21 protein-coding genes are annotated in these 20280 nt (G+C 64.6%); 13 read left to right on the top strand and 8 right to left on the bottom strand.

Features of this window, described 5'->3' with window-relative positions:
- Position 1: 1 nt before the first annotated feature.
- Together paaI and paaK are read left to right on the top strand one after the other, a co-directional pair.
- A complete protein-coding gene (paaI, locus tag CDE01S_RS04175; RefSeq protein WP_066704171.1) occupies positions 2-448 on the top strand; it encodes a hydroxyphenylacetyl-CoA thioesterase PaaI in 447 nt (148 codons plus the stop codon).
- A complete protein-coding gene (gene paaK / locus CDE01S_RS04170; protein WP_066704166.1) occupies positions 445-1752 on the top strand; it encodes a phenylacetate--CoA ligase PaaK in 1308 nt (435 codons plus the stop codon). Before paaI ends, paaK begins: the two co-directional genes overlap by 4 nt.
- On the opposite strand, the gene CDE01S_RS04165 is transcribed toward paaK, so the two are convergent.
- The 3 genes from CDE01S_RS04165 to CDE01S_RS04155 are packed head-to-tail and all read right to left on the bottom strand — an operon-like array spanning position 1753 to position 5395.
- Complete coding sequence (locus CDE01S_RS04165) at positions 1753-3528, bottom strand: M61 family metallopeptidase (protein ID WP_066704165.1); 1776 nt, start codon at positions 3526-3528, stop codon at positions 1753-1755.
- Between the two features lie 11 nt (positions 3529-3539).
- Positions 3540-4250, bottom strand: a complete 711-nt coding sequence (locus CDE01S_RS04160) for a DsbC family protein (protein WP_066704343.1) — start codon at positions 4248-4250, stop codon at positions 3540-3542.
- Between the two features lie 32 nt (positions 4251-4282).
- Positions 4283-5395: an FAD-dependent monooxygenase gene (locus CDE01S_RS04155; protein WP_157077036.1), complete on the bottom strand. Its 1113-nt coding sequence runs from the start codon at positions 5393-5395 to the stop codon at positions 4283-4285.
- Between the two features lie 80 nt (positions 5396-5475).
- On the opposite strand from CDE01S_RS04155, the gene CDE01S_RS04150 reads away from it, so the two are divergent.
- Positions 5476-6390, top strand: coding sequence for an MOSC domain-containing protein (locus CDE01S_RS04150; protein ID WP_066704160.1), 915 nt, complete (start codon positions 5476-5478; stop codon positions 6388-6390).
- 28 nt (positions 6391-6418) lie between these two features.
- Here CDE01S_RS04150 and CDE01S_RS04145 read toward each other — a convergent pair whose 3' ends face one another.
- Positions 6419-7399 carry a Bug family tripartite tricarboxylate transporter substrate binding protein gene (locus CDE01S_RS04145; RefSeq protein WP_066704158.1) on the bottom strand — a complete coding sequence of 327 codons (981 nt, stop codon included), beginning with the start codon at positions 7397-7399 and terminating at the stop codon, positions 6419-6421.
- A gap of 289 nt (positions 7400-7688) precedes the next feature.
- Here CDE01S_RS04145 and ychF point away from each other — a divergent pair, with 289 nt between their 5' ends.
- The 3 genes from ychF (at position 7689) to CDE01S_RS04130 (ending at position 11791) form a co-directional block, all read left to right on the top strand.
- Complete coding sequence (gene ychF, locus CDE01S_RS04140) at positions 7689-8783, top strand: redox-regulated ATPase YchF (RefSeq protein WP_066704156.1); 1095 nt, start codon at positions 7689-7691, stop codon at positions 8781-8783.
- Between the two features lie 129 nt (positions 8784-8912).
- A complete protein-coding gene (locus CDE01S_RS04135) occupies positions 8913-10775 on the top strand; it encodes an SLC13 family permease (RefSeq protein WP_084382704.1) in 1863 nt (620 codons plus the stop codon).
- Complete coding sequence (locus CDE01S_RS04130) at positions 10772-11791, top strand: ABC transporter substrate-binding protein (protein ID WP_066704152.1); 1020 nt, start codon at positions 10772-10774, stop codon at positions 11789-11791. Before CDE01S_RS04135 ends, CDE01S_RS04130 begins: the two co-directional genes overlap by 4 nt.
- Before the next feature lie 3 nt (positions 11792-11794).
- Here the strand turns inward: CDE01S_RS04130 and CDE01S_RS04125 are convergent, their stop codons facing one another.
- Complete coding sequence (locus tag CDE01S_RS04125; RefSeq protein ID WP_066704341.1) at positions 11795-12265, bottom strand: YqaA family protein; 471 nt, start codon at positions 12263-12265, stop codon at positions 11795-11797.
- A 148-nt stretch (positions 12266-12413) separates the two neighbouring features.
- On the opposite strand from CDE01S_RS04125, the gene dusB reads away from it, so the two are divergent.
- Genes dusB through purH form a run of 3 tightly spaced genes read left to right on the top strand, consistent with a single transcriptional unit; the run spans position 12414 to position 15370 of the window.
- Positions 12414-13466, top strand: coding sequence for a tRNA dihydrouridine synthase DusB (gene dusB, locus CDE01S_RS04120; RefSeq protein ID WP_066704151.1), 1053 nt, complete (start codon positions 12414-12416; stop codon positions 13464-13466).
- Positions 13467-13521: 55 nt separating this feature from the next.
- Positions 13522-13758, top strand: a complete 237-nt coding sequence (locus tag CDE01S_RS04115) for a Fis family transcriptional regulator (protein ID WP_066704147.1) — start codon at positions 13522-13524, stop codon at positions 13756-13758.
- Between the two features lie 10 nt (positions 13759-13768).
- Positions 13769-15370, top strand: a complete 1602-nt coding sequence (gene purH / locus CDE01S_RS04110) for a bifunctional phosphoribosylaminoimidazolecarboxamide formyltransferase/IMP cyclohydrolase (RefSeq protein WP_066704145.1) — start codon at positions 13769-13771, stop codon at positions 15368-15370.
- Between the two features lie 107 nt (positions 15371-15477).
- Here the strand turns inward: purH and CDE01S_RS04105 are convergent, their stop codons facing one another.
- The 3 genes from CDE01S_RS04105 to thiD form a co-directional block, all read right to left on the bottom strand.
- Positions 15478-16263, bottom strand: coding sequence for an enoyl-CoA hydratase (locus CDE01S_RS04105; RefSeq protein WP_066704142.1), 786 nt, complete (start codon positions 16261-16263; stop codon positions 15478-15480).
- Between the two features lie 136 nt (positions 16264-16399).
- On the bottom strand, positions 16400-17710 hold the full coding sequence (gene hemL, locus CDE01S_RS04100) for a glutamate-1-semialdehyde 2,1-aminomutase (RefSeq protein ID WP_066704136.1): 1311 nt from the start codon (positions 17708-17710) through the stop codon (positions 16400-16402).
- The gene (gene thiD / locus CDE01S_RS04095; protein WP_066704135.1) at positions 17694-18611 is read right to left on the bottom strand and encodes a bifunctional hydroxymethylpyrimidine kinase/phosphomethylpyrimidine kinase; all 918 of its coding nucleotides are present in this window, start codon (positions 18609-18611) and stop codon (positions 17694-17696) included. The genes hemL and thiD overlap by 17 nt, the downstream gene beginning before the upstream one ends.
- A gap of 134 nt (positions 18612-18745) precedes the next feature.
- On the opposite strand from thiD, the gene CDE01S_RS18080 reads away from it, so the two are divergent.
- The 4 genes from CDE01S_RS18080 to CDE01S_RS04080 are packed head-to-tail and all read left to right on the top strand — an operon-like array spanning position 18746 to position 20263.
- The gene (locus CDE01S_RS18080) at positions 18746-18898 is read left to right on the top strand and encodes a rubredoxin (protein ID WP_084382701.1); all 153 of its coding nucleotides are present in this window, start codon (positions 18746-18748) and stop codon (positions 18896-18898) included.
- A gap of 60 nt (positions 18899-18958) precedes the next feature.
- The gene (locus CDE01S_RS04090; protein ID WP_176573207.1) at positions 18959-19357 is read left to right on the top strand and encodes a response regulator; all 399 of its coding nucleotides are present in this window, start codon (positions 18959-18961) and stop codon (positions 19355-19357) included.
- Positions 19357-19722, top strand: a complete 366-nt coding sequence (locus CDE01S_RS04085) for a response regulator (RefSeq protein ID WP_066704130.1) — start codon at positions 19357-19359, stop codon at positions 19720-19722. The genes CDE01S_RS04090 and CDE01S_RS04085 overlap by 1 nt, the downstream gene beginning before the upstream one ends.
- A gap of 10 nt (positions 19723-19732) precedes the next feature.
- A complete protein-coding gene (locus CDE01S_RS04080; RefSeq protein WP_066704128.1) occupies positions 19733-20263 on the top strand; it encodes a chemotaxis protein CheW in 531 nt (176 codons plus the stop codon).
- Positions 20264-20280 lie beyond the last annotated feature (17 nt).

The following is a 20280-nucleotide window of genomic DNA, read 5'->3' as shown; positions in this document are numbered from 1 at the left end:
GATGAGCGATGTGAAAAACGCCGAGGCACTGGCGCGCCGTGTCGGCGAGTCCATGTTTGCGGCCGACCGCGCCTCGCGCGAATTCATGCAGATGGAGTTGCTGTCGTGTGCCCCCGGCCGGGCCGTGATGCGCATGATGGTGCGCCAAGACATGCTCAACGGTCATGAGATCTGCCACGGCGGCCTGATCTTCACGCTGGCCGACTCCACCTTTGCCTTTGCCTGCAACAGCTACAACAAGGTGGCGGTAGCAGCCGGCTGCAGCATCGAGTTCCTCAAACCGGCGCAACTGGGCGACGTGCTGACCTGCGAAGGCGTGGAGCAGACGCTGCAGGGCCGGCACGGCATCTACGACATGCGGGTGAGCAACCAGCGCGGCGAGGTCATCGCCATGTTCCGTGGCAAGAGCGCGCAGATCCAGGGCGCCGTCATTCCGGAGGCTGCATGAGTCAGCGCAAGTTTGCCTGGGACCCGATCGAGACGGCCAGTATCGACGAGCTGCGCAGCCTGCAGCTCAAGCGGCTCCAATCCACGCTGCAACATGCCTACCGCAATTCGCCGGTGTACCGCGCCAAGTTCGATGCGGCCGGTGTGCATCCGGACGATTGCCGGTCGCTGGCCGACCTGGCGAAGTTTCCCTTCACCACCAAGAAAGACCTGCGCGAGAGCTACCCCTTTGGCATGTTCGCCGTGCCGCGTGAACAGTGCGTGCGTATCCATGCCTCCAGCGGCACCACCGGCAAGCCCACAGTGGTGGGCTACACGCGGAACGACATTGAAACCTGGGCCGGCCTGGTGGCGCGCAGTATCCGTGCCGCCGGCGCCCGGCCCGGCGACATGGTGCATGTGAGCTATGGCTACGGCCTGTTCACCGGCGGCCTGGGCGCCCATTACGGTGCAGAGCGGCTGGGGCTGACGGTGGTGCCCTTCGGCGGAGGGCAGACCGAGCGGCAGGTGCAGCTGATCCAGGATTTCAAGCCCGACATCATCATGGTCACGCCCAGCTACATGCTGGCGATCGCCGAGGAGTTCGAGCGCCAGGGCCTCAACCCTGCCGACGCCAGCCTGCGCATCGGCATTTTCGGGGCTGAACCCTGGACCAACGACATGCGCCGCGCCATCGAACAGCGCATGGGGCTCGATGCCGTCGACATCTATGGCCTGAGCGAGGTCATCGGCCCCGGCGTGGCCAGTGAATGCGTGCTGGCCAAGGACGGACCGACCATCTGGGAAGACCATTTCTACCCCGAGATCATCGACCCTGACACCGGCGAGCTGCTGCCCGACGGCGAAGTGGGTGAACTGGTGTTCACCAGCCTCACCAAGGAAGCGTTGCCGGTCATCCGCTACCGCACGCGCGACTTGACGCGCCTGTTGCCGGGCAGCACGCGCACCATGCGGCGGATGGAAAAAATCACTGGTCGCAGCGACGACATGATGATCGTGCGTGGCGTCAATGTCTTTCCGACCCAGGTCGAGGAGCTGATCTTGCGGCGCCCCGAGCTGACGCCGCATTACCAGTGCATCCTGCGCCGCAATGGGCCGATGGACGATCTGCTGGTGGTGGTGGAGACCCGGCCCGACGTGTCGCCTGACAGCCTGGCGGCGCGGGCGGCAGCCAAGCAGCTGCAGCATGAGATCAAGGCCTATGTCGGCACCAGTGTCGAGATCGAGTTGCGGCCCGAGGGGGGCGTTGAGCGCAGCTTGGGCAAGGCCAAGCGCGTGCTCGACCAGCGCCCGAAAACTCCCTGATCAAGTGGCGAGCCAGCGCTCGATGAGCTGCTGATCGCGTACCGACAGGCGCCAGGTGGTCACCGCACGCGGCAGGTTGAGCGTGAGCTTCAGCAGCCGCTTGTCGCGCGCTACCAGGGCTTGGACCTTGGGGTGTGCGCCGGCATAAAGCGGCAGGTCGTCGAGTTTGGTGAGGCGCCAGCCGCTGCGGGTCTTGCCGCTGCCGATTTCCACGCCCAGCCATTCATCGCCGGCGGCCAGGCCGGCCCGTTCGGCCGCGCCGCCGCGCAGCACGGTCTTGATCTGGAGGGCACTTCCCTCGGCCACGCGCAAGCCCAGCTGCTGTGCCAGTTGGGCCGGTTCTTCCTGAATCGCCACGCCGTGCTGCTCCAGCAGCTCCTTGAGCGGCAGCTCGACCGTGCTGTGCACCCAGCGCTTGATTTCGCGGGCGTAGGAGCGGCCGGTGAGGCCCTGCAGCACCTGCAACAGGTCGTCCTCAGACATCGGGCCGCCTCGGCAGCGCTGCCACAGGGCGCGCATCACCTCGTCGAGCGTGTGCGGCCCTTCCGCGCGCAAGGTAAGGTCCAGGCACAAAGCCACCAGCGCACCTTTGCTGTAGTAGCTCACGGTGGCATTCGGCGTGTTCTCGTCCTGCCGGTAGTACTTGACCCAGGCGTCGAAGCTGGCCTGGGCCACCGACTGCACGGCGCGGCCCGGTGTCTGCATCACCTGGTTGAGGGTTTTGTTGAGCAGCTTGAGGTAGGTCGTGTTGTCGATCAGGCCGGCGCGGCGCAGCAGCAGGTCGTCGTAATAGCTGGTGAAGCCTTCGAAGAACCAGAGCAGTTGCGTATAGTTTTCCTGCACGTAGTCGTAGCGTGCGAACTCGGCCGGGCGCAGGCGCTTGACGTTCCAGGTGTGGAAGTACTCGTGGCTGATCAGTCCCAGCAGCGTGGTATAGCCCTCGCCTGGCTTGGCGCCCAGGCGCGGCAGGTCGCGGCGGGCACAGATCAGCGCCGTCGAATTGCGATGCTCCAGACCGCCATAACCGTCGTCGGTGGCGTTGAGCATGAACAGGTAGTTGCGGTGCGGCGCCTTGTTCCGTTTGCCGGTGTCGCTGCTGTGCCAGAGACGCATTTCCGCCTCGCATATCTTGCGCGTGTCGGCCAGTAGTCGTTCGCCGTCAAAGCTCGGTGGCGCGCCTGCGACCACAAAGCGGTGCGGCACGCCACCGGCGGTGAACGTGTCGCTCCAGAACTCCCCCAGTTCTACCGGGCAATCGACCAGCTCATCGTAATCGGTCGCACGGTAACGGCCGAAGCCACGTCGGTTGACCTTCAGCGGGCTCAGGCCGGTGGCCACGGACCAATCGGCGATGGCCCGACTGGCGACCAGCTCAAGTTCGTGGGGGGCATCTTCCTGGCCCTCAACGCGCAGGCACAGGCTGGTGCCGTTGAAGAAACCACGCGTGGCATCGAGCCAGGCGGTGCGGACCGAGTTGTCAAACGCATAGACCTCGTAGCTCAGTACCAGCGGGCGCTGTGGTGCGCACTCGACCTGCCAGCTGCATTTGTCGAGCTGCTGCACAGAAACCAGCCTGCCGCCTTGCCGTGCCTGCAGCCGCTGCAGGTTTTTCGAAAATTCGCGCACCAGATAGCTGCCGGGAATCCAGACAGGCAGCGACACGCGCTGTTGCGCTTGGGGTTGCGCAACGGTCAGCGTGACACGAAACAGGTGGGCATGCAGGTCGGCAGCCTCCACACGGTAGTGAATGGCGACGGGGGCTGAGTCTTTGGACATGCGGCGACGGTTTAGCGGGTTTCGTTCAGGTACTTTTCGATCTGTTGGGCGTTGATGGCGCCCGGCACGCGTGAGCCGTCGGCAAAGATCAGGGTCGGTGTGCCGGTGATCTTGTGCTTGCGGCCGAGTTCCAGGTTGCGGGTAATGGCCGAGACATCACAGCTGGCGGCGGGGAGGGGCTGGTCGCGCAGCATGTAGTCCTGCCACGCTTTGGCCTTGTCCTTGGCGCACCAGATGTTCTTCGATTTCTCCGCCGAGTCCGGGCTGAGGATGGGGTAAAGGAAGGTGTAGACCGTGACGTTGGTCACCTTGTCCAGATCGCGCTCGAAACGTTTGCAATAGCCGCAGTTCGGATCTTCGAACACGGCGACCTTGCGCTTGCCGTTGCCGCGCACCACGGTGAAGGCGTCTTTCAGCGGCAGGCTGTCGAAGTTCACGGCGGTCAGCTTGTCGATGCGCTCCTCGGTCAGGTTGCGGCGCTGGCGCGTGTCGATCAGGTTGCCCTGGATCAGGTAGTTGGCATCGGCATCGGTGTAGAAAATGTCGGTGCCGTTGACACGGACCTCGTACAGGCCATTGACCGGGGTCTTGCTGACCTCGTCGATCTTCTGCAGTTGCGGGATGCGTTCAGACAGGTTTTTGCGGATCGCCGCTTCCTGGGCCTGGGCGCCGATACCGGCCAGGATGCACGTGCTGACCAACAGGGTTTTCAGAGCATTCATCATCATTCGTTTCATGCGACGCATCGCGTGGTTCAAAAATCCATGGCCTGTCGGGTCAGCCACTGTTTGAGCAATCCGCTGCGCTCCACGGTGTTCATGCCCCAGTTGCGCAACGAGCGCCAAGTTTCGCCTTCACGGGCAAACAGCAACTGCAGGCCGTCCATGCCGGTATCCAGGGCCCGCATGCCGGCCTTGCGGGCACGTTCATAACGACGCAGCAGCTTGGCATCGCCCACGTCGCGCCAGTAATCGCGCTCACGCAAGACCTTGGCCAGCTCCGCCACATCGGCCAGCCCCAGGTTCAAGCCCTGGCCCGCCAGCGGGTGCACGTTGTGGGCGGCGTCGCCGGCCAGTACCCACGCACCACAGGCGGCCTGGCCGGTCCATTGCCGGGCCTGGGCCTTCTGCAGCGGCCAGAGCCGGCGCTCGCTGATCAGCGTCAACGGGCCCAGCATGTGCCCGCTGGCGGCTTCCAGTTCGCGGCAGAAGTCATCCAGATTGGCAGCCTGCAAGCGGGCCGCGTGCTCAGGAGATACAGACCAGACAATCGCCACGGAGTTCCCTTGTTCGCCGCCCATGGGCAGAAACGCCAGGATGTCGCCGTTGGCAAACCACTGGCGCGCATTCTGGCCATGTGGTTTCTCGCACTGGATCCGGGCTGCCAGTGCGTGTTGGGTATAGGGGGTGACCTGGAAGTCGACGCCGAACTCGGCACGTGTGCTGCTGGCGCGGCCTTCACAGACCACGGTGAGCTTGGCAGGCGCCGGGGCGGTCAACACTTCGATCTGTGGTTGGAAGCTGACGGCCTGCGCCAGCTGCGCTTCCAGCACCGGAACATCAACGATCCAGGTCAAGGCGGCGGCGCCGAGTTCGCTGGCGTCGAAGTTGACTTCGCCGCCACGGTCGCCCCAGATCTGCATGTGGGTGACCGGGGTGGCCGCCTGCGGAGCCGGCCAGCAGCGCAAGGTGTCGAGCAAGGCCTTGGAGGCGCGGTTCAGGGCGTAGGCACGCACATCGGCAGGGGCATTGGCTTGGGGCGGTGTTTCCACCAAGCCGACACGCAGGCGCTCGCGCGCCAGCAGCAGGGCCAGCGTGCGGCCCACGATGCCGCTGCCACGAATACAAACATCCAGGGGAAGAGCCATGCGCAACATTGTAGAAGGCAGGGCAGAATCGACTCTGTCGGATGTCAATTCCATTCCAACAACCATGGAGATCCTGCCAAGTGAGTGAATCGACTGTCAGCCCGGGCGATGTTCAGGCCCGCATAACGCAGCTGTTCGTGTACCCGGTCAAATCCTGTGCCGGCATTGCCTTGCAGGAAACGGTGCTGACCGAGACCGGCTTCGACCTCGACCGTGCCTGGATGGTGGTGGATGCGCAGGGCGGCTTCGTGTCGCAGCGCGAACAACCGCGCCTGGCCTTGGTGTTGCCTGAGTTCAAGCGTGGCGGCACGGAGCTGGTCTTGCGCGCGCCCGGCATGCTGGCGCTGCATCTGGCGGTCGACGTGGTGGAGCAGCCGACGCGGGTGCGCGTCTGGGACGACGAGGTGCCGGCCTACGACATGGGCGATGTTGCCGCCCAGTGGTTCACCGACTTCCTGTCCTTGTCAGACCAGGGCTTGCCCACTGCCCAGGCGGCCAAGTACCGACTGGTGCGTTTCGATCCGGAGCACCGGCGCGTGTCCAGTCTGAAGTGGACCGATGGCGTGGAGGCGCTCAACCAGTTCAGCGATGGGTTCCCGCTGTTGGTGCTGGGGCAGGCTTCGCTCGACGAGTTCAACACCCGGCTGCAGGCCGGTGGTCATGCGCCGGTGGGGGTGGAACGGTTCCGGCCCAACATCGTGCTGGCGGACCTGGAGGCGCACGACGAGGACCGACTCGACACCTTGCGCATCGCCACTGGCGAGGGCGATGTGGTTCTGAAGCCGGTCAAACCTTGCCCGCGCTGCCCGATCCCCAACATCGATCCGGCCACGGCATTAAGCAGTCCGGAAGTCAGCGATACGCTGCAGGCCTATCGGCGAGATGCGCGGCTGAACGGTGCGGTGACCTTCGGCATGAATGCCATCGCCCTGACGGGGGTGGATGCGGTGTTGCGTGTCGGGCAGTTGGTGGCAGCTGATTTCCGTTTCGACTGACGCGTTGCCTGACCCCGTGTCGTGACGTCTATTCCGCCTTGATCTGTGCGTCGCGGATGATGCGTGCCATGCCGGCGGATTCGGCGGCAATCAATCCGGCGAATTCGGTGGGACTGGTCTGTTCCGGTACACATTCTGCGGCCAGCAAGCGCTCACGAATGGCGGGCGTGGACAGAACCGCGTTGATTTCACCATTCAAGCGGGTGACGACGGGGGCGGGTGTGCCCGCCGGCGCCAGGATGCCAAAGTGGGAGCTCAGGTTGGCGGCGGGATAGCCCAGTTCGGCCAAGGTTGGCACTGTGGGCAGGTTATTCAGCCTGGCGGGCGCGCCCACAGCCAATGGGCGCAGCTTGCCCGTCTTGATGTGCTGCAGGATGGCAGATGAGGTGTTGACTGACAGCACTTCAAACTGACCGCTCAGCGCATCGGTGATCTGCTGGCCACCGCCCTTGTAGGGGACATGGGTGATGTCCGCGTGGGCCGCTGCACGGATCTGCTCCAGCATGACGTGGCCCAACGAGGCCGGCCCGGAGGTGGCCCAGCGCATGGCCCCAGGCCGGGCACGGGCTGTTTCCAGCAAGCGCTTGAGGTCGCCCTCTTTCAGTGCCGAGGTGGCGGTTATCAGGACGGGCGAGTACATCACGCTGGCGACGGGCACAATGTCCTTGACGGGGTCGAACCCTGATTTGCCAAGATGTGGACTGAGCGTCAGCGGGGAGATGGCCGAGAACGCCAGCGTGTAGCCATCGGCCGCCGACTTGGCGACCCAGCCCACGCCCAGCGAACCGCTGGCGCCGGCCTTGTTGTCCACCAGCACGGGAACCCCAAGCCGGCTTGCCAGTTGTTCTGCCAGGGCCCGGGCGATGACGTCGCTGACCCCGCCCGGCGGGTAGGCCACGACGATCTTGAGGGGTTTGGATGGCCAGATGGGGCCCGGTTGCGCCAACGCACAGGGGAGGGCGAGCGCGCTGCCTGTCAGCGTCAAGAGTTTGCGGCGAGTGAAGGTCATGACGGGGTTTGTTGGTGGCTCGGGGTGATTGGGATCCAGATCTGACGATAGTCTATGGCGGCTGAAGAACCGAAAGGCAGGCCCGGTGTTTGCGGCCGGGTGATGCGGCACGGATCCGCTGATCAGTACAATTGGCTCAGTTTTCCGGGTCGATCAAGGACAAACGTTGCAGAAATGCCTTGTCCTGGCCCGGGTTGATCGAGCCGGGGCATCGTGCCCCTGGCGTGGATCGGGCACCTCGATCACGCACTCCCAGCTTCGATCGTTTGATGATTTCTAAGGAATTTCCATGAGCCTCAAGTGCGGCATCGTCGGCCTGCCCAATGTCGGTAAATCCACCCTGTTCAACGCCCTGACCAAGGCGGGCATTGCGGCGGAGAACTACCCCTTCTGCACCATCGAGCCCAACGTGGGCATCGTTGAGGTGCCTGATCCGCGGCTGAACGAGTTGGCGAAGATCATCCATCCCGAACGCATCGTGCCGGCCATCGTCGAATTCGTCGACATTGCCGGGCTGGTGGCGGGTGCCAGCCAGGGTGAGGGCCTGGGCAACCAGTTCCTGGCGCACATCCGTGAAACCGATGCCATCGTCAATGTGGTGCGCTGCTTCGAGGACGACAACGTGATCCACGTGGCTGGTCGGGTCGACCCGATCGCCGACATCGAAGTGATCCAGACCGAACTCTGCCTGGCCGACCTCGGCACGGTGGACAAGTCGCTGGTGCGTTACACCAAGGCGTCCAAGTCGGGCAACGACAAGGAGGCCGCCAAGCTGGTGCAGATCCTCACCCGCGTGCAGGCCGCGCTCAACGAAGGCAAACCGGTGCGCACGCTGGAGTTCAGCAAGGAAGACCAGGCCCTGCTCAAGCCGCTGTGCCTGATCACCGCCAAGCCGGCAATGTTCGTCGGCAATGTGAGCGAGACCGGTTTCGAGAACAACCCGTTCCTGGATCGCCTGAAAGACTACGCTGCCACGCAGAATGCCCCGGTGGTGGCCATCTGCGCCAAGATGGAAGCCGACATGGCCGACATGAGCGACGAAGACCGCGAGCTGTTCCTGTCCGAGATGGGACAGGACGAGCCGGGCCTGAATCGCCTGATCCGTGCCGCCTTCAAGCTGCTGGGCCTGCAGACCTACTTCACCGCCGGCGTGAAGGAGGTGCGTGCCTGGACCATCCACATTGGCGACACCGCGCCGCAGGCGGCCGGCGTGATCCACGGCGACTTCGAGCGCGGCTTCATCCGCGCGCAGACCATTGCCTTCGAGGATTTCATCGCCTGCAATGGTGAGCAGGGTGCCAAGGATGCGGGCAAGATGCGCAGCGAAGGCAAGGAGTACGTCGTCAAGGACGGCGACGTGATGAACTTCCTGTTCAACGTCTGATGAATCACCTGTTCCAGTGCCTTCCGCCCTGGATGTAGTTGCCGCAACGGCCAGCCATGCTGGCCGTTGTCGTTTCTGGCGCCGGTCGCGCCGCCCTTAGAATTTTTCCATCTGTCTTTTGTTCCGACCATGAATCCGCCATCCGAGTTGCCAGAGCCCCCTGTTGCCACGGTTACCGCCCGAATTCAGGCCGAGCCTCTTTTTGCCGGCCTGTCTGGCCGGGCCTTGGCACGGCTGTTGGGGGCGGTCGAGCTCCGGCATGTAGCCGCCGGTCAGCGTGTTGTGCAGGCGGGTGCCCCGGCCGCCGAGTTGCTGCTGGTGTTGCAAGGCGAGCTGGTGGTGCAGGCGCCGTCTGGGGCGATGGGGTCTTCAGCCACCCTGGTGGGCGAGGAAGTGTTGGCCGGGGCGCCGACGTATGTGCGTGACGCCAGCGTGGCCGCTGACACGGTGCTGATCGTGCTGTCGAAGCGCGCCTTGCTGGATGTGCTGGCCGAGATGCCGGCGCTGGCCCCGGCGGCGCAGCGGGCGCTTCTGTCCGGCCTCAGCGGCACTTCCGTGCCGGAGCCGACCACCGTGGTTGCTGGCCAGCCGGCGCGCACATCGCGGCGCGAAGTCTGGGGCTGGGGCTGTGCCTTGTTCCTGCCCCTGCTTCTGCTGGCGTTGGGCATCCACCAGGGGTGGGCCTTGCCGAACATGCTGTTCCTGGCCATCCTGTCGGCCACGGTTGCGATGTGGATGTTTTCGCTGGTGGACGAATTCGTGCCGCCCCTGTTCGCCATGGCGGCCATGCTGCTGGTGGACCTGGCGCCGGCCCATGTGGTGTTGTCCGGCTTTGCCTCCAGTGGGCTGATCCTGTTCGTTGCGGTGTACGTGCTGGGCGGGGTGCTGGTGGCTTCCGGGTTGTCGTACCGCCTGATCCTGTGGATGCGCGTGCTGTTGCCGGACACGCCGTTCTGGCATGGTTTTGCCCTGGTGGCTTCCGGTTACGCCTTGTCGCCCATCATGCCGTCCAGCAATTCGCGCATGGCGCTGGTGCTGCCGCTGTACCGTGATTTCTGCAGCGCCGGCGGGGTCCAGCCGGGCAGTCAGGCGCACACCCGGCTGGCGGCCGCCACCTATGCGGGTGCGATGAACATGTCGCCCATGTTCCTGACCAGCAAGAGCTCCAACCTGATCGTGTTTGCCATGTTGCCGACGCAGCTGCAGGACGAGTTCCAGGGGTTGTTCTGGTTTGTGGCCGCCTTGGTCTGTGCGATGGTGGTCACGGGCGGGCATTTCGTGCTGGACCGCCTGTTCTTCGGCCCGGGCCAGGCCTTGCCGGCTTCCAAGGATCAGGTGCGGCAGCAACTGGCCCTGCTGGGGCCTTTGGGTGCAGAGGAACGCTTTACCCTGATGGCGCTGGCCCTGCTGGTGCTGGGGGCTGCCGGGGTGTCCTGGCACCACATCCCCTTGCCATGGGTGGGGGGCTTCATCCTGGTGGCCTTGTTGCTGTATGGCCTGGTCAGCAAGAAGAATTTCCAGAACTACGTGGACTGGCCGATGGTGTTCTTCCTGCTGTCGTTGCAGGGCTTGACGGGTGTGATGGAGCATCTGCATCTGGTGGACCAGATCAAGCCGTGGATCGACGGCATGGCCGACCTGCTGCAGCACGACATCATCCGGCTGGTCTTGCTCGAGCTAGGGGTGGTGCTGGTGGTCCGCCTGGCCTTGCCCATCACGGCCGGCATGGTGGTGTCGGCCATTCTGCTCATGCCGCTGGCCGCGGCAACCGGCATCAACCCCTGGCTCATCGGTTTTCTGGCGGCGATGTTTTCCGATCTCTGGTTTTTCCCTTACCAGAGCAGTACCTACACGCAGTTGCGGGTGGTGGACGGCAAAGGCCGCATGTTCAACGAGCCGCTGTTCCTCCGCTTCAACCTGGCGTCATGTGCCTTGCGTGTACTGGCGGTCGGACTCTCCATTCCCTATTGGGATGCGCTGGATCTGGTATGAAAAAAAGCCTTGCTGCCCTGCTCGTCGGTGTCTTTCTGCTGCTGTCCTTGTGCCTGGTGCTGTACTTCAATGTCGCCAGTCCGCGGGTGCTGGTCATCCACACCTACGACGAGGATTTCGGCTGGACGCAGGCGCTGGACCGCAGCTACCGCAAGGAGCTCAAAGCCTACCCCCGCTCCGTGCTGACGCGCTGGCACTACATGCGCCTGGGGGGCGCACCCAGCGAGCAGCACATGGAAACGGCCGCCGCCTCGGCACAACGCGCTGTGGAGGCCTTCGAGCCCGATGTCCTGGTTGTGTTCGATGACATCGCCGCCAAGCTGGTGACGCCGGCCTTGCTGAACCGGCCGGGCCTTCGCATCGTGTTTGCCGGCATCAATGCCGAGCCGGTTGCGTATGGCTTCGACACGGCCAGCAACACCACCGGGGTCCTGGAGCGCATTCCGGTGGAGGCCTTGCGCGAGGCGCTGACGCAGCTCGGCCACGGCAAGCCGCTGACCATGGCCTGCCTGGGCGATGCACGCGCGCAGGCCTTGCTGGAAGTGCCACAGCTGGTGGCGCACGACTGGGCCCCCCACACGCTGTTGCCATGTGAGCAGGTGGACAACTACCCCGCCTGGCAGGACCGGGTGGCCGCGTTGGGCCAGAAGGCGGATGTCCTGTTCATCACCGGCTACCAGGGCCTGCACCGGGTGGCCGGCGGCAGCAAGTCGGTGCCCCCGGCCGAGGTGATGGCCTGGACCGAAGCCCACAGCAAGGCCTTGCCGCTGGCAAGCAAGAACGGGTTTGTGCCGGATGGCGGCAGTCTGGCCATCGCCTCCTCGGCCCATGAGCAGGGGCAGACGGCAGGCCGGCTGACGGCGGCGCTGCTGCAGGGGCGTTCCCCGTCTGAATTGCCGGTGGTGCTGGGGCAGGCGTTTGTCGTTGCGATGCAAACCGAACGGCTGGCGCGGCGCGGTTATCGTTTGCCCGCGGTGTACGAGGCGGCTGCGCGTGCGGCGGGAACCTTGAACTGAGGTTCAGGACGGGAAGACCCACAGCAGGGCCACTGTCATCACGAGGTAGCGTGCGAGCTTGCCGATGACCATGTAGAGCAGGCAAGGCCAGAACGGCAGCTTGAGCCAGCCGGCCACGGCGCACAGCGGGTCGCCGATGAGCGGCAGCCAGCTCAGCAGGCAGGCCCGGGGGCCGATGCGTTCCAGCCAGTCGAGCGCGCGCAGATGGGTGGCGGAATGGCGGTACTTGTCCAGGATGCGGTGTGACTCCAGGCCGACGACCCAGTTCAGGGCGCCGCCCAGGGCATTGCCGGCCGTGGCCACCAGGATGGCCGTCCAGAACAGCTCGGGGTTGAGCTTGAGCAGGCCGAACAGCGCCGGCTCCGAGGCCATTGGCAGCAGCGTGGCGGAGACAAACGCGACCACGAACAAGGTGCTCAGGCCATATTGCGGCAGGGCCAGCAGTGCGAGCAGGTGAGTGATCCAGGCGTCCATGGGCAGCCCGAGTATAGGCAGGACATCGCACGCCATGGGCGCGTATTTCAATTGCTGAAATTTTGAGCAGCTAGAATACGCGACCCGACTGCTGCCTCATTTTTCGGCAGCGTTTTTTTATTCCAGTCCACGTACCCCTTCCCTCAGCATGAACATCGGTTCCTTCGAATTGCCGAATGCCCTGTTCGCGGCCCCGATGGCCGGGGTGACGGACCGGCCGTTCCGCCAGCTGTGCAAGGCGCTGGGGGCCGGTTATGCGGTGAGCGAGATGGTGACGTCGCGCAAGGACTTGTGGAACAGCCTCAAGACCTCGCGCCGCGCCAACCATGAGGGCGAGGCCGGTCCGATTGCCGTGCAGATTGCCGGCACCGACGCCCCCATGATGGCCGAGGCGGCCGCCTACAACATCGACCGCGGCGCGCAGATCATCGACATCAACATGGGCTGCCCGGCCAAGAAGGTCTGCAACAAATGGGCCGGTTCGGCCCTGATGCAGGACGAGACGCTGGCGCTGCAGATCGTGGAAGCCGTGGTGGCCGCCTGCGCATCCCACAATGTGCCGGTCACGCTCAAGATGCGCACCGGCTGGTGCCAGTCGCACAAGAATGCGGTGGTACTGGCGCGCGCCGCGGAGAGCGCCGGCGTGCAGATGGTCACGGTGCATGGGCGCACGCGCGAGCAGGGCTACGGTGGCGCGGCCGAGTACGACACCATTGCGGCCGTGAAGGCCGCGCTGCGGGTGCCGGTGGTGGCCAATGGCGACATCAACTCGCCCGAGAAGGCCCGCGACGTGCTGGCCTACACCCGGGCCGATGCCGTGATGATCGGCCGCGCGGCCCAGGGCCGGCCGTGGATCTTCCGCGAGATCGGCCACTTCCTGGCCACCGGCACGCATCTTGCACCGCCACTGGTGGCCGAGGTCAAGCGCCTGCTGCTGGAGCACCTGCAGGACCACTACGCGCTGTATGGCGAGTACACCGGTGTGCGCAGTGCGCGCAAGCACATCGGCTGGTATGTCAAGACGCTGCCCGGCGGCGAGGCCTTCCGTACCCGCATGAATGCGCTGGAAGACTGTGCCGCGCAGGTGCGGGCGGTGGCGGACTATTTTGATGAACTGGGCGTCCACATGGACCGCATGCCGGCGGCCGTGGCGGATGCCTTGAAGGACCAGGATGAAGACCACATGGAGTTGACCGCATGAGCCGACGGACCGCCCTCAGGGCGACCACCGGAGCGCGCAGCGTGGAGGTGATTGAATGAGCAAAAAACATATCGAAGAATGCGTGCGCACCAGCCTGGAAGGCTATTTCAAGGACTTGCGCGGTACCGAGCCGGACGGCATGTACGACATGATGGTCCGCATCGTCGAAAAACCGATGCTGGAAGTCGTGATGCAGCAGGCCGAGCACAACCAGTCGCGCGCCGCGCAATGGCTGGGCCTGAACCGCAACACCCTGCGCAAGAAACTCGTCGAACATAAATTAATCAAGTAAACAAGCAACCATGAACGCACTCATTTCCGTTTCCGACAAGACCGGCATCGTCGACTTTGCCAAGGCGCTGCACGCACTGGGCGTCAAGCTCATTTCCACCGGCGGCACCGCCAAGCTGCTGGCTGAGCAGGGCCTGCCCGTGACCGAGGTGGCCGAAGTCACGGCTTTCCCCGAAATGCTGGACGGCCGCGTCAAGACCCTGCACCCCAAGGTGCACGGCGGCCTGCTGGCACGCCGTGACGTGCCCGAGCACATGGCCGCGCTGAAGACGCACGGCATCGACACCATCGACCTGCTGGTGGTCAACCTCTACCCGTTTGAAGCCACGGTGGCCAAGCCCGGTTGCACGCTGGAAGACGCGATCGAGAACATCGACATCGGCGGCCCGGCCATGGTGCGCAGCGCGGCCAAGAACTGGCAGGACGTGGGCGTGCTGACCGACGCCTCGCAGTACCCGGCCGTGCTGGCCGAGTTGAAAGCCGCCGGCAAGTTGTCGGACAAGCTGCGGTTTGCGCTGTCGGTGGCGGCGTTCAACCGCATTGCCAACTACGACGCCGCCATCAGCAACTACCTGTCTGCCATCGACTTCGAGGCGACCGCCCAGGCCGGCGCGCCGGTGAGCCTGCCGTTCTCGGCCCAGGCCAACAGCAACCTGGTCAAGCTGCAGGACCTGCGCTACGGCGAGAACCCGCACCAGCAGGCCGCCTTCTACCGCGACCTGTACCCGGCCCCCGGCTCGCTGGTGACGGCCAAGCAGTTGCAGGGCAAGGAACTCTCCTACAACAACATTGCCGACGGCGACGCCGCCTGGGAATGCGTCAAGAGCTTCGACGTGCCGGCTTGCGTGATCGTCAAGCACGCCAACCCCTGCGGCGTGGCGGTGGGCAAGGACGCGCTGGAGGCCTACAGCAAGGCCTTCCAGACCGACCCGACCTCGGCGTTCGGCGGCATCATCGCCTTCAACCGCCCGGTGGACGGTGCGGCGGCCGAAGCCGTGAGCAAGCAGTTCGTTGAGGTGCTGATGGCGCCGTCCTACACGCCGGAAGCACTGGCCATCTTCAAGGCCAAGGCCAATGTGCGTGTGCTGGAGATCTCACTCGACGGCATCCAGCGCGACGGCAAGACCGCCTGGGAGCGTGGCCTGAACTCGCACGACGTCAAGCGTGTCGGCTCCGGCCTGCTGATCCAGACCGCCGACAACTACGAGCTGCAGCGCAGCGAGCTCAAGGTCGTCACCAAGCTGGCGCCGACGCCGCAGCAGCTCGACGACCTGCTGTTCGCCTGGAAGGTCGCCAAGTTCGTCAAGAGCAATGCCATCGTCTTCTGCAAGGACGGCATGACCATGGGCGTCGGTGCCGGCCAGATGAGCCGCCTCGATTCGGCACGCATCGCCAGCATCAAGGCCCAGCACGCCAACCTGACGTTGCAGGGCACGGCGGTGGCCAGCGACGCCTTCTTCCCGTTCCGCGACGGCCTGGACGTGGTGGTGGACGCCGGTGCGACCTGCGTCATCCAGCCCGGTGGTTCGATGCGCGACCAGGAAGTGATCGACGCTGCCAACGAGCGCGGTGTGGCCATGGTGTTCAGCGGCGTGCGCCACTTCCGTCACTGAAATTCATAAGCCTAATTGGCCTGTCTCCCCCGTCATTATTGCGGGGGCAGCTATTGATTTCGTAGCAATTTGGGCGGCGGCCGTTCGGCCGCAGCGCCTCTGGGGCGTCACCGTGGGCCGGTGGCGGGACGCTTGTCGATGAAAGCCTGCACGCCGTCGAGCGCGCAGTCGTCCATCATGTTGCAGGCCATGGTCTGGCTGGCGGCCTGGTAGGCGGCCTCGATGCCGCACTCCAGCTGGCGGTAGAACAGCTCCTTGCCCATGGCCAGCGCCACGCGCGGCTTGCTGACGATGCTAGCCGCCAGCCGCTCCACTTCGGCATCGAGCTGCTCCGGCGCGGCCACCCGGTTCACCAGCCCTTGCTCGCGTGCCTGCTCGGCGCTGATGAACTCGCCGGTGACCAGCATCTCGAACGCGGCCTTGCGGCCCAGGTTGCGCGACAGCGCCACGCTGGGTGTGGCGCAGAACAGGCCCAGGTTGACGCCGCTGACGGCAAAGCGCGCATCGCTGGCGGCCACCGCCAGGTCGCACATGGCGACCAACTGGCAGCCGGCCGCGGTGGCAATGCCGTGCACGCGGGCAATCACCGGTACACGCAGGCGCTGCAGGGCCAGCATCACCTTGCTGCACTGCGCGAACAGGTCCTGGTAATAGGCGAGCGAAGGCGCGGCGCGCATTTCCTTCAGGTCATGGCCGGCGCAAAAGGCTTTGCCGGCGGCGGCGATCACCAGCACGCGTGCGCTGTCGTCGCGGGCGATGGCTTCGATGGCCTGCTGCAACGCAGTCAGCATGGCCTCGGACAGGGCGTTGAAGGCCTGCGGCCGGTTCAGCGTCAGGGTGACAACGCCCCGCGCATCGCAGCTGGAGAGAATCAACGGTTCGGTGGTGGACATGGCAGCAGCACTCCTGGGCACGGTGAATGCCAGGATTGTGCCGCCATCGGCCGGGAGCGGGGCAAGCAGGTGGTCTGGGCTGGCCGTTTCGAAAGAAATTGGCTCTTTGCCCTTGTTGTCAATGCGCCAGCAGCTATTATTTTTGTAGCGACTTGAACGCTTCGCGCGCCGCTGCCACCGTCTGTGCAATGTCGTCTGCGCTGTGCGCGGCGCTGACGAAACCGGCCTCGTACAGCGCCGGGGCGATGTAGACGCCGCGCTCCAGCAGGCCGTGGAACAGGGTATTGAACTTGGCGCCTTCGGTCTTCATGACCTGGCCGTAGTTCTGCGGCAGTTGGGGCAGCAGGAAGAAGCCGAACATGCCGCCTTCGCAGTCGGCGGCAAACGGCACGCCTTCGGCCGCAGCGGCGGCCTGGAGGCCGTCCACCAGCGAACGAGTCTTGCCGGCCAGCGCGTCGAAGAAGCCGGGTTTGCGGATCTCGCGCAGCGTGGCCAAGCCGCAGGCGGTGGCCACCGGGTTGCCCGACAGCGTGCCGGCCTGGTAGACCGGGCCCAGCGGCGCCATCTGCTCCATGAGGGCGCGCGGGCCGCCGAAGGCCGCCAGCGGCATGCCGCCGCCGATCACCTTGCCCAGCACCGTGATGTCCGGCTTGAAGCCCGGGATGGCCTTGGCGTACACGCTTTGCGCGCTGCCCAGGGCGACGCGAAAACCGGTCATGACCTCGTCGAACACCAGCAGGGCGCCGTGCTGGCTGCACAGCTCGCGGCAGCGCTGCATGAAGGGCACCGAGGCGCGCACGAAGTTCATGTTGCCGGCGATCGGCTCGATCATCAGGCAGGCCACGTCCTTGCCGTGCAGGGCGAAGGCTTCTTCCAGCTGCTGCACGTTGTTGTACTCGAGCACCAGGGTGTGCTGCACCACCTCGGCCGGCACGCCGGCGCTGGTCGGGTTGCCGAAGGTGGCCAGGCCCGAACCGGCCTTCACCAGCAGCGCATCGGCGTGGCCGTGGTAGCAGCCCTCGAACTTGATGATCTTGCTGCGCCCGGTGGCGCCGCGCGCCAGCCGGATGGCGCTCATGCCGGCTTCGGTGCCGGAGCTGACCAGGCGCACCATCTCCATCGACGGCACTTCCTTCAGGATTTCTTCCGCCAGCTCGATCTCGCGCTCAGTCGGGGCGCCAAAGGAGAAGCCCTCGGTCACGGCTTTCTGCACCGCTTCGACCACCGCCGGGTGGCCGTGGCCCAGGATCATCGGGCCCCAGGAGCCGATGTAGTCGATGTAACGCTGGTTGTTGGCATCCCAGAAGTAGGCGCCTTGCGCGCGCTGGACGAAGCGCGGCGTGCCGCCGACGGCGCGGAAGGCGCGCACGGGCGAGTTCACGCCGCCGGGGATGACGCGTTTGGCGCGTTCGAACAGGGTCTCGTTGAGGTCAGTGCTGTGTGTCATGGGGGGGAAATTCAAAACTGGAGGCTGGGCCCGATGACTCATCGTCGGGCTCATCGGTGTCATCTGCGGGCAGGGCCCAGAATAGCCGGTCGGGGATCACGTGCCCCATGCCGGGGCGGAAGCCGTTGCCCAGACACTGGTCGAGGTAGCCCAGGGCTTCGGTGAAGGCTTCGCCCAGGTCGCAGCCGCTGGCAATCAGGGCTGCCAGAGCGGCTGACAGGGTATCGCCGGCGCCGGAGAACACGGCTTCGAAACGTTCGAACTTGACGTTGCCCAGCACAGCTTGCGGCGAGGCCAGCACGTTGTCAATGAACTGGTCGGGCGCCGGGATGCCGGTGACCAGGGTGTAGGACACGCCGAACTCGGCCGCTGCACGGGCGATGTCGCGCGCACTGGGCGCGCGCTCGGCGTTCCAGTCCGGCAGCAGCCAGCGCGACAGGGTGCTGTGGTTGCCCACCAGCACGGCGGTTTGCGGCAGCACCAGTTCCTGGAAGGCATCCAGGTAAAGGTCGATCTGGACCTCGCTCCACCACGACAGGTTGGGCATGTAGGCAACCAGCGGGATGTCGGGGTAGTCCGAGGCCGCCTCGGCGATGGCCGTCAGGTTTTCCGGTGTGCCGGCGAAGCCGACCTTGATGACCTGCACCGTCACGTCTTCCAGCAGGGTGCGGGCCTGCTCGGCCACCACCTCCTCGTCGAAGGCGAAGTGCTCGAAGATCTCGGCTGTGTCGCGGGCGTAGGTGCCGGTGACCACCGGCAGCGCGTGCGCACCCACCGAGGCGATGGCCGCCACGTCGCTGGACAGGCCGCCGGCACCGCAGGGGTCGTTGGCGTTGAAAACCAGCACGCACGCGGGGCGGGTTTCCTCGTGTTCTGTTTCGGTGTGGGGTGGGGTTTGCATGGGCCAGCCTGCGTTTGTCATCAGGCAGAATATCGCATGTCTGGCGCACAGGCCTAAATCGGTTGTGCTGCCTCTATACAATGTTTCTATTCTATTCGAAGGCGCCGTAAGCTGTGAGTGATACCAAGACGTGGATGTGCCTGATTTGTGGCTGGATTTATGACGAGGCAGCCGGCGATCCTGAGCACGGTATTGCACCCGGTACAAAATGGGCCGATGTGCCCATGAACTGGACTTGTCCGGAGTGCGGTGCCCGCAAAGAAGACTTTGAGATGGTTCAGATCTGAAACATCTGTATCAAGATGTTTGCGCTTGACCCCGCCCATTCCTGATCAGGAGCACTGTCTGTGAGCACCCAAGAACCTGTCCTCAAGGTCCTCGTTGTCGATGACAGCAACACCATCCGGCGCAGCGCCGAGATCTTCCTCAAGCAGGGCGGGCACGAAGTGCTGCTGGCGGAAGATGGCTTCGATGCCCTGGCCAAGGTGAACGACTACGAACCGCATCTGATCTTCTGCGACATCCTGATGCCTCGTCTCGATGGCTACCAGACCTGTGCCATCATCAAGCGCAATCCGAAGTTCGCCGCCGTTCCGGTGGTCATGCTGTCGTCCAAGGACGGCGTGTTCGACAAGGCGCGCGGCCGCATGGTCGGCGCCCAGGATTACCTGACCAAGCCGTTCACCAAAGACCAGTTGTTGCAGGCTGTGCAGCAGTTTGGCATAGTCACGCAAGGAGTAAATTGATGCCGGTAAAAAAAGTTCTGATCGTCGACGATTCCAAGACCGAGCTGATGTTTCTGACGGATCTGCTGCAGAAGAACGGCATGACGGTGAAAACCGCCCAGGATGCCGACGAAGCGTTCCGCCGGCTGACCGAGGAAAAGCCGGACCTGATCCTGATGGATGTGGTCATGCCGGGGCAAAACGGTTTCCAGCTCACGCGCGCCATCAACCGCACGCCCGAGTACACCGACATTCCGATCATCATCTGCTCCAGCAAGAACCTGGAAACCGACCGGGTCTGGGGCCTGCGCCAGGGCGCGCGCGACTATGTGACCAAGCCGGTCGATGCGGCTGAGCTGCTGGGCAAGATCAAGTCCTTGGGCTGAACACTGACCCATGGCCAATCGCGAAGCACTCAGGGAGCTCCAGACACGTCTCGCCAGCCGCTTGCAAACGGCCAAGATGGAAGGTCTGTCCATCTCCTGGCTGGCTGTTCGGGCGGGCGGGAGCAACTACCTGTTTCCGCTGGCGCAGTCGGGTGAGATTTTTCCGTTGGCCGATATCCAGGTCGTTCCGTATGTCCGCCCCTGGTTTCTGGGGGTGGTGAATTTGCGCGGGGGCTTGTACGGGGTGGTCGATCTGGCTGCCTTCATCGGGTCGGGCAGCGCCGCCAGACGCCCGGAATCGCAGCCGGGCGAGGCCAGTGTTGTCACCTTCAATGCGGCGCTGGAGGTCAACAGCGCCTTGCTGGTGGACGGCTTGGCCGGTCTGCGCCATGTGGAAACTTTCACAGGGTCCGAGCCGCCTGCCGCGTCGGCGCCGCCTTATTTTGGTAATCGGTATGTGGATGCCAGCGGGGAGTCATGGCAGGAGATCAATCTCCAGCTGTTGTCGCAGTTGCCTGAATTCTTGAGCATCAGTGCTTGAGTTAAAACTTGGGGTTT

The sequence above is a fragment of the Curvibacter delicatus NBRC 14919 genome, assembly GCF_001592265.1.
Taxonomy (GTDB): Bacteria; Pseudomonadota; Gammaproteobacteria; order Burkholderiales; family Burkholderiaceae_C; genus Hylemonella; species Hylemonella delicata.
Note: the sequence above shows the minus strand (reverse complement) of the source record. Positions and strands in the feature narration are given on the sequence as shown.